This window comes from Actinomycetota bacterium (assembly GCA_035536535.1).
In the GTDB taxonomy this organism is placed as follows: domain Bacteria; phylum Actinomycetota; class JAICYB01; order JAICYB01; family JAICYB01; genus DATLNZ01.
The window spans coordinates 1-7416 of record DATLNZ010000055.1; the positions used below are offsets into that span (position 1 = coordinate 1).

At 68.2% G+C, this 7416-nt stretch carries 8 protein-coding genes; 4 read left to right on the plus strand and 4 right to left on the minus strand.

Features of this window, described 5'->3' with window-relative positions; translation table 11 throughout:
- On the plus strand, window positions 1–531 hold a 531-nt coding region (locus VNE62_03575; protein HVE91371.1), incomplete at its 5' end, for a GNAT family N-acetyltransferase.
- Window positions 532–543: 12 nt separating this feature from the next.
- On the opposite strand, the gene VNE62_03580 is transcribed toward VNE62_03575, so the two are convergent.
- Together VNE62_03580 and VNE62_03585 are read right to left on the minus strand one after the other, a co-directional pair.
- Complete coding sequence (locus VNE62_03580) at window positions 544–741, minus strand: hypothetical protein (protein ID HVE91372.1); 198 nt, start codon at window positions 739–741, stop codon at window positions 544–546.
- Between the two features lie 212 nt (window positions 742–953).
- Complete coding sequence (locus VNE62_03585) at window positions 954–2522, minus strand: NAD(P)/FAD-dependent oxidoreductase (GenBank protein ID HVE91373.1); 1569 nt, start codon at window positions 2520–2522, stop codon at window positions 954–956.
- A gap of 65 nt (window positions 2523–2587) precedes the next feature.
- Here VNE62_03585 and VNE62_03590 point away from each other — a divergent pair, with 65 nt between their 5' ends.
- Together VNE62_03590 and VNE62_03595 are read left to right on the plus strand one after the other, a co-directional pair.
- A complete protein-coding gene (locus VNE62_03590; GenBank protein HVE91374.1) occupies window positions 2588–3775 on the plus strand; it encodes an MFS transporter in 1188 nt (395 codons plus the stop codon).
- Between the two features lie 100 nt (window positions 3776–3875).
- Window positions 3876–4124, plus strand: coding sequence for a DUF4242 domain-containing protein (locus VNE62_03595; GenBank protein ID HVE91375.1), 249 nt, complete (start codon window positions 3876–3878; stop codon window positions 4122–4124).
- Between the two features lie 13 nt (window positions 4125–4137).
- On the opposite strand, the gene VNE62_03600 is transcribed toward VNE62_03595, so the two are convergent.
- Both VNE62_03600 and typA read right to left on the minus strand, forming a co-directional pair.
- Entirely contained in the window at window positions 4138–4989 is an 852-nt protein-coding gene (locus VNE62_03600; GenBank protein HVE91376.1) for a hypothetical protein, read from the minus strand.
- Window positions 4990–5049: 60 nt separating this feature from the next.
- On the minus strand, window positions 5050–6879 hold the full coding sequence (gene typA, locus VNE62_03605) for a translational GTPase TypA (GenBank protein ID HVE91377.1): 1830 nt from the start codon (window positions 6877–6879) through the stop codon (window positions 5050–5052).
- Between the two features lie 50 nt (window positions 6880–6929).
- On the opposite strand from typA, the gene VNE62_03610 reads away from it, so the two are divergent.
- Window positions 6930–7412, plus strand: coding sequence for a phosphate-starvation-inducible PsiE family protein (locus VNE62_03610; protein HVE91378.1), 483 nt, complete (start codon window positions 6930–6932; stop codon window positions 7410–7412).
- The last annotated feature ends 4 nt before the right edge of the window (window positions 7413–7416 follow it).

Sequence of the window (7416 nt, forward strand, 5' to 3'; positions counted from 1 at the left end):
GACGACCCGCTTCTGAGCCACGTTCTGCCCGACCCCCAAGACCGCACTGCGCGGCTGCCCGAGTACTTCGAGATCTTCGTCCGGCTCGGCCTGCGTTGGGGTGAGGCGTATGAGCTCGGCGAGACCCCGGACGGCGCGGCCGTCTGGCAGCCGCCGGGAGCCGACGTGACGCCCGAGGTCGCCGTGGAGGCGGGACTGACCAGGCTCGGAGAGGTGGTGGGGGCCGACGCGGTGCTCAGGCTAGGCCACGCACTGGACTTCCTCGAGTCGCTGCGCACCGGGCTTCCCCCGGAGCACTGGTACCTGATGGTCGTCGGGGTGACTCCGTCCAGCCAGGGACGGGGGCTCGGCTCCCAGCTGCTGCAGCCGGTGCTGGACCGGGTGGACGCGGCAGGGTTGCCCTGCTACCTGGACACAGGGGAGCCGAGGAACCTGCCCTTCTACGAAAGGCTGGGGTTCGTCGTCCACGTGGAGGCCGAGCACCCGGACAGCGGGATCACGTTCCGGGTCCTGCGCCGCGACCCCCGGTGAGCTCGGCTTGGACTACTGCGGCACCAGAGTCGCGGCCCCCGTACGAACCTCGGGCCGCACCAGGTAGACCCCGATAAGAAGGCCGAGCAGACCGACCCAGCTCAGGACCAATCCCAATACGACCGCCATTGGGATGCTCTGCCGGCGGTGGAGTGCGACCAGGACGCCGATCAGCGCCGGCAGTCCGGACCACAGCAGTGCGAATCCCATGGCTCCGCCTGTTACTCCGCTGAAGGTCCCCTCTGCGGGCCCCGGGTACTGAGCGACCCACGTTCCGTCTGCCTGCCGCGCGCAGTTGACCGGCCGTGTCGATCTGCACTCCCGCCCCGTCTCGAAGTGGTGGTCGTCATGGCCGGCCAGTGCAACACCGCTGCCGACCACCATCAACAGAAGCGAACCAACTATTCCGGCGCGCAATCCATTCATGGCTTCTCCCCACTCCCGGCGACCTGTTCGTCTGAGGTCAAGTCTCCCAGGACGGCGCGGGCGGCGTTTCGGCCCGGCGCCCCCGTCACGCCTCCGCCCGGGTGTGCCCCGGAGCCGCACAGGTACAGACCGGGCACCGGCGTGCGGTAGCCGAAGCGTCCGGCGAAGCAGTTCTCCGGAAGGATCTCGCCGTGGAAGATGTTGCCGCCGGTGAGCCCGAAGCGCTCTTCGAGGTCGGGGGGGCCCAGGACGTCACAGGCGATGACGCTGCCCGCGACGTTCGGCGCATAGGACGAAAGGGTCGCGATGACGGCGTCCCCGGCCTCCTTGCGCTGGCGCGGCCAGTCCGAGATCTCGGCAGGCGCGTACTGCGAGAAGGCCGACAGGACGTGCGTGCCTTCAGGGGCGAGCGTGGGATCCACCGATGTCTGGACGAACACCTCCATCCAGGGACGCTCCGAACAGCGGCCCCCCCGCGAGGACTCGAACGCGGCCTGCAGGTAGTCCAGGGACGGGGCGATCTCGATCGTCCCCTGGTGCTGCGGGCCCGTTCCGTGCCGGGCGGTGAAGTCCGGGGGCTCGGACAGGGCAATGTTCACCTTCACCACCGACCCCGGCGTCGGCCAGGCCTGCACCCGCTCCTCGAAGTAGGTGGCAAGGACCCCCTCCGGCACGAGCCGCAGGAACGTCGTCTTCGGGTCGGCCCCCGACAGCACGACGGAGGCGGGTATCTGGGTGCCGTCGTCCAGCTCGATTCCCGTTGCGCGTCCGTCGTCGATAAGGACGCTGTTGACCGCCGTCCCGCAGACGAACCGGACACCATGCGACTCGCACGACCGCCGCACGGCCTCAGCCAGGGCCCCCATGCCTCCACGGACCGACGCCCAGGACCCGTCCATGCCGACCAGCTCTCCTCCCATGGCGTGGAAGGCCATGACCCACGCCGTGCCGGGGTGGTGGGGGCCGGCATTCGTCCCGATCAGTCCCTGCGTCGCGAACGCTCCTCGCACTTCTTCTGAGCCGAAGAACTCGCAGACGGTGTCCGCGACGCTGCCGGTTACCGCCAGCCGCCAGACGTCCTCTCGCCCTTGCGCCCCAAGCCACCGCTGAAGCTCGTCCAGCGAAGGAGGTTCCTCGGACTCGAACACGGGACGCAGGATCCGCACCGCCTCGTCCCAGAACCGGCTCCAGGACGTGTAGCCGTCCGCGTCGGGGGCCCAGATGCGCGCCAGCTCCTCGCGGGTTCGGGCGGCGTCGCGCCAGACGAAAAAGTGGCGGCCGTCCGGCAGGGGGACGAACATCTGCGGGTCCTTGGGCCGGATCACCAGGCCGTGGCGTTCCAGTTCGAGGTCGCGGTGGATGTCCGGACGTAGCAGGCCGAAGGCGTAGCTGGCGGCGGACGTCCGGATGCCCGGTGCCAGCTCCTCGGTGACGGTGGCGCCGCCGATCACGTCCCGGCGTTCGACAACCGTGACCCGCACTCCCGCGCGGGCGAGGTAGGCGGCGGCGATCAGTCCGTTGTGACCGGCTCCCACGACCACGGCGTCCGGCGGCTGTCTCGTCACGAAGCCCTTAGGATGCCTGACGCGCATCCGCCCTCGTCCCCGAGCAGGCCCGGAGGTGATCCGTCGTGGCACGAGCCGAGGCGTCGGTCCAGGAGCGCCTGCTCACGCCGCTGTTCCTGCGGATCATCTTTTGCACGTTCGCGTACTTCACGGCCCTGGGGATCGTCATTCCTGTGCTGCCCCTGTACGTGAAGGGCCCTCTGAGCGGAGGCAACTTCTCCGTGGGAGTCACCCTCGCGATGTTCAGTCTGTCGGCGGTGCTTCTGCGTCCGATCGCCGGCAGGATCGGCGATCAGCACGGACGCAGGCTGATCATCGTCGGAGGGTGCGCCGCCGTCGCCGCGTCGTTCGCCGGCTACGTGGCGGCCGATTCGCTCCCGTTGCTCTACGCGGCCAGGGTCGTCACCGGACTGGGGGAGGCCTTCTTCTTCGTCGGGGCGGCGGCGGCCGTCCAGGACCTGGCCCCCGACCACCGTCGCGGAGAGGCGATGAGTTACTTCTCGCTCGGTCTCTACGGAGGCCTCGCCGTTGGGCCTCCCCTCGGGGAGGCGCTCCTGCGGGACACGCACTTCAGCGAGGTGTGGCTCGCCGCGGCGGCCGCCCCGGCGATGGGAGCCGTAGCCGCACTCTGGGTCCCGGACACCCGTCCGGCGGTTCGAGGGGGGCCGGGCAAGCTCATCAACAGAGCGGGGCTTCTGCCCGGCGCCGTCCTTCTCGCCAGCGTCTGGGGACTCGCCAGCTTCACGGCCTTTTTGCCCCTCTACTCCAGGGAGATAGGACTGAAGGGGTCGGGGACCATCTTCCTGGCCTACTCGCTGGTGGTTCTCCTTCTCAGGAGCGCGGGGGCCCGCATCCCCGACCGGCTCGGCTTCACCAAGTCGATCGTCCTGTCCATGATCGCGTCGGGGTCGGGACTTCTGACGATGGGACTGTGGGCGGCCCCCGCAGGGCTGTATCTGGGTGCGGTGCTGTTCGCGCTCGGACAGGGGCTTGCGTTCCCGGCCCTCATGGCGATGGCTATCGCCTCGGCCCCCGAGTCGGAGCGGGGATCGGTGGTCGGAACGGTGGGGATGTTCTTCGACGTCGCCATCGGCGTGGGGGCGCTGACCGCGGGAGCGATCGCGTCCAGGCTCGGCTACAGCGGCGCACTGATCGCGGCTGCCGCGGGAGCGGGGGCCGGCCTCGCGCTGATGGCCGGACGGTCGATGCGGGGGCCGGGCGGTGAGCCACCGGTTGCATCCCGCGACTCCTGATGCTGCGTGCCCCGCTCCCATCGCGGCGGCGGACGGTTGGACAGGTGGGGAGTCCCCGCGCCTATGCTCGGTGCCGAATCCAGGGACGAAAGGATGGGACATGCCGCTTTTCATGGATGTGCACAATCTTCCTGAGGGAGTCGGGCCCAAGGAGGTCGCCGGGGCCCACGAGGCCGACCTGGCGGTGCAGGACAAGCACGGCGTGAAGTACATCAACTACTGGGTGGACGAAAAGCAGGGCAAGGGGTTCTGCCTGGTCGACGCTCCCAACGCCGAGGCCGCGAACGCCTGCCACCGGGAAGCGCACGGACTGGTGGCCGACGAGATCTATGAGGTGACGCAGGGCTGATCGCCCTCGGGCGCTAGAACCTGTTCATCGAGTCCGGCATGCACAGTTCCGCATACTCGGACTTCAGCATGAACGTCTCGCCGTCGTGTCGTGTCCACGTGGAGCCCGTGCGCAGCCAGTCGTAGCCCTCGGCGAGGCTCTGCACGTTGATGTTCGAGATGCACTGCCGGTGCGTGCCGAACACGCTGGACATGACATCCGTGGGGTGCTGGTCGAACACACCGTGAGTCCGGCTGCGGTGCGGCGCGTTCAAGCTCGTGCCCGTGTGCCCGACAGCCAGGCAGTGGCCGAACTCGTGGATGATCAGGTTCCTGAGCCTGACTACGTGGTCTTCCTTGGGGGCGTTGCCCGCACCCGTGTTCCAGACAGTGCAGACGGACATCGAGTTGGAGAAGGCCGGGTAGGTGGGCCACCCGACACCGAGATGGAAGATGTTAGGAACCGGGTCGCCGGCCATGGCCGTGTTGACGACGATGTTGGCGTTGGCCAGGTCGTCCGGCGTGGCGTCAACGCCTAGGACGCGCGTGGTGTAGCTGAGTCCCGCCAGGTGCGGCCACCGCGACTCCAGCTGGTCAACGGCCCACTGCCAGTAGGAAGTGGCTTCGAGTGCGGCCCGCACCCCCGGGTGGTCGGCAATGGGGCTAAGCCCGGTGGCCCATGAAGGGTCGCTCACCATCGCGGCTCGGCTGACGTAGCCCGGAGGCACGATCACCACCCGCATGTTCGTCGGGCGTGTATGGGTCGTGTTGATGAGGCTGAGCCAGTGGGTCTCCCGCGTGGGTGCCTCCTGCGCTCCGGCCTTGCCGCCGATCTGAGGGAACGAAAGGACCAGGGCCAGGGTCAGGATCCGGACCATCGCGCGCATCGCTGGGGCTCTCCTTGTCGGGGATGACAACAACTTCGACCTCCGCAAGCCAATTCCCTCCTACTGCTTGTCCTTGCGTGACTGCCGTCTGCGCTCGTTGGGGTCCAGGATCCGCTTGCGCAGCCGGATCGACTTCGGCGTCAGCTCGACCAGTTCGTCTCCTGCCACGAACTCCAGAGCCTGCTCCAGTGACATAACCAGGGGGGGAACGAGCTTGATCCCCTCGTCGGACGAAGCCGCGCGGATGTTGGTCTTCTGCTTTTCCTTGCAGATGTTGACGTCCAGGTCGTCGGCTCGGGAGTTCTCGCCCACGATCATCCCCTCATAGACCTCGACCCCCGGGCCCACGAACATCTCCCCGCGATCCTGAAGCTGGTCCAGCGCGTAGGACGTGGTCGCTCCGGAGCGGTCGGCGACCAGCACCCCGGTCATGCGGTGGCGGATCTGTCCGGCCCAGGACTCGTAGCCGGCGAACACGTGGTGGAGGATCGCGGTGCCCTTGGTGTCGGTCAGCAGCTGGCTGCGGAACCCCAGCAGCCCCCGTGCCGGCACCTTGAACTCCAGGCGCGCCCAGCCGGTCTGGTGGTTGGTGAGCGTCTTCATCCGTCCCTTGCGGATGTTGAGCTGCTCGGTGACGACTCCTACGAAGTCCTCCGGGACGTCGATCGTCACGGTCTCGTAGGGCTCGTGCAGCTGCCCGTCCACTTCCTTGGTGATGACCTCCGGCTTGGACACCTGAAGCTCGTATCCCTCGCGGCGCATCTGCTCGATCAGCACCGCCAGCTGCAGTTCGCCGCGACCCTGGACCTCCAGCGCGTCCGCCGACGGGGTGTCGAACAGCTGGATGGAGACGTTGCCGAGCGCCTCGCGCTCCAGGCGCCCCCGGACGTGTCGCGCGGTCAGGAACTTGCCCTCCCGGCCGGCCAGCGGCGAGGTGTTGACGCCGAACTGCATGGTGAGGCTCGGCTGGTCGATGCGAAGCGGCGGCAGCGGGCGCGGATCCGCCGGGTCGGCGATCGTGTCGCCGACGAGGATGTCCCCCAGACCGGCCACGGCGACGATGTCCCCCGCGTCGGCCTCCTCGCAGAGCTCCCAGCCCAGTCCGCGGGCGTCCATCAGCTTTGTCACGCGGGCCGGCGGGCCGACCGGCTCGCCCTCGCGCAGGACCACGACGTTTGACCCGGCCTTGATCGTCCCGTTGCGGATGCGGCCGATGGCCAGGCGTCCGACATAGGGGTCGGCCCCCAGGTTGTTGACGAGGACCTGCAGCGGGTGCCCTTCGGTGTACATGGGCGCCGGCGTCACCCGGAGCAGCGCGTCGAACAGGGGGCCGAGCCCGTCCTGCAGGTCGTCTGGAGTCGTCCCGGCGCGGCCCTCGCGCGAAATGGCGTACAGGACGGGGAACTCGATCTGCGACTCGTCGGCGTCCAGGTCCATGAACAGCTCGTAGACCTCGTCGAGGACCTCCTTCGGCCGCGCGTCCGGACGGTCCACCTTGTTCAGGCACAGGACGATCGGCAGCCGGCGCTCCAGCGCCTTGTGGAGTACGTAGCGCGTCTGGGGCAGTGGGCCCTCGGAGGCGTCCACGAGCAGCAGGGCGCCGTCCACGACGTGAAGGGCGCGCTCGACCTCTCCCCCGAAGTCGGCGTGGCCCGGCGTGTCGACGATGTTGATCTTCACGTCGCCGACGGTCACCGATGCGACCTTGGCCAGGATCGTGATGCCCTTCTCCTTTTCCAGGTCACCGGAGTCCATGACCCGGTCCACCAGTTCCTGGTGGGCGCGGAATGTCCCGGTCTGGCGCAGCATCGCGTCTACCAGCGTCGTCTTGCCGTGGTCGACGTGGGCGATGATCGCGATGTTGCGCAGGCTGGTGCGAACGGAGTCCATGTGCTCAGAGTGTGACACGGGACCGGGGGGCTCCCTGTCACACTGTGGCGATGGCCAAAGACGACAAGGCGCCGCGGCAGTCCGCCCTGGGGCGCGCGACCGATCGCGGCATGCACATCGTCGAAGACGTCATCTACACGCTGATAGGTGTCCTGCTGGCGGTGGGGGCCACCGTTCTGCTCGTCCAAGCCGCGACCGAACTGGTTGCCGGGACGATGGAAGATCCCGAGAAAGCCGTCCGGGTGGCGCTGGAGACGCTGCTGCTGACGTTCATCCTCGTGGAGTTGCTGAGTGCCGTTCGCACGACACTCATAGAGAGAAAGCTCGTGGCGGAGCCGTTCCTGCTCGTGGGGATGATCGCGACTATCAAGGCGATCGTCGTCCTGACCCTCGAAGCCAAGGACCATCTCGGCAAAGACCAGAATGCGTTCCAGGACAGTGTGCTGGGCATCGGGATCATGGGCCTGCTCTTGGTGGCGCTGGCGGTGGCTACCCTGCTCGTCCGGCGAAAGGAGCGGGAGCCGGCTGAGTAACGGC

Excerpts from the sequence above, each read along its gene's own strand:
- VNE62_03580 (HVE91372.1), bottom strand. The coding sequence starts at position 741 with ATGGGATTCGCACTGCTGTGGTCCGGACTGCCGGCGCTGATCGGCGTC.
- VNE62_03595 (HVE91375.1), top strand. The coding sequence starts at position 3,876 with ATGCCGCTTTTCATGGATGTGCACAATCTTCCTGAGGGAGTCGGGCCC.
- VNE62_03600 (HVE91376.1), bottom strand. The coding sequence starts at position 4,989 with ATGCGCGCGATGGTCCGGATCCTGACCCTGGCCCTGGTCCTTTCGTTC.
- typA (HVE91377.1), bottom strand. The coding sequence starts at position 6,879 with ATGGACTCCGTTCGCACCAGCCTGCGCAACATCGCGATCATCGCCCAC.
- VNE62_03610 (HVE91378.1), top strand. The coding sequence starts at position 6,930 with ATGGCCAAAGACGACAAGGCGCCGCGGCAGTCCGCCCTGGGGCGCGCG.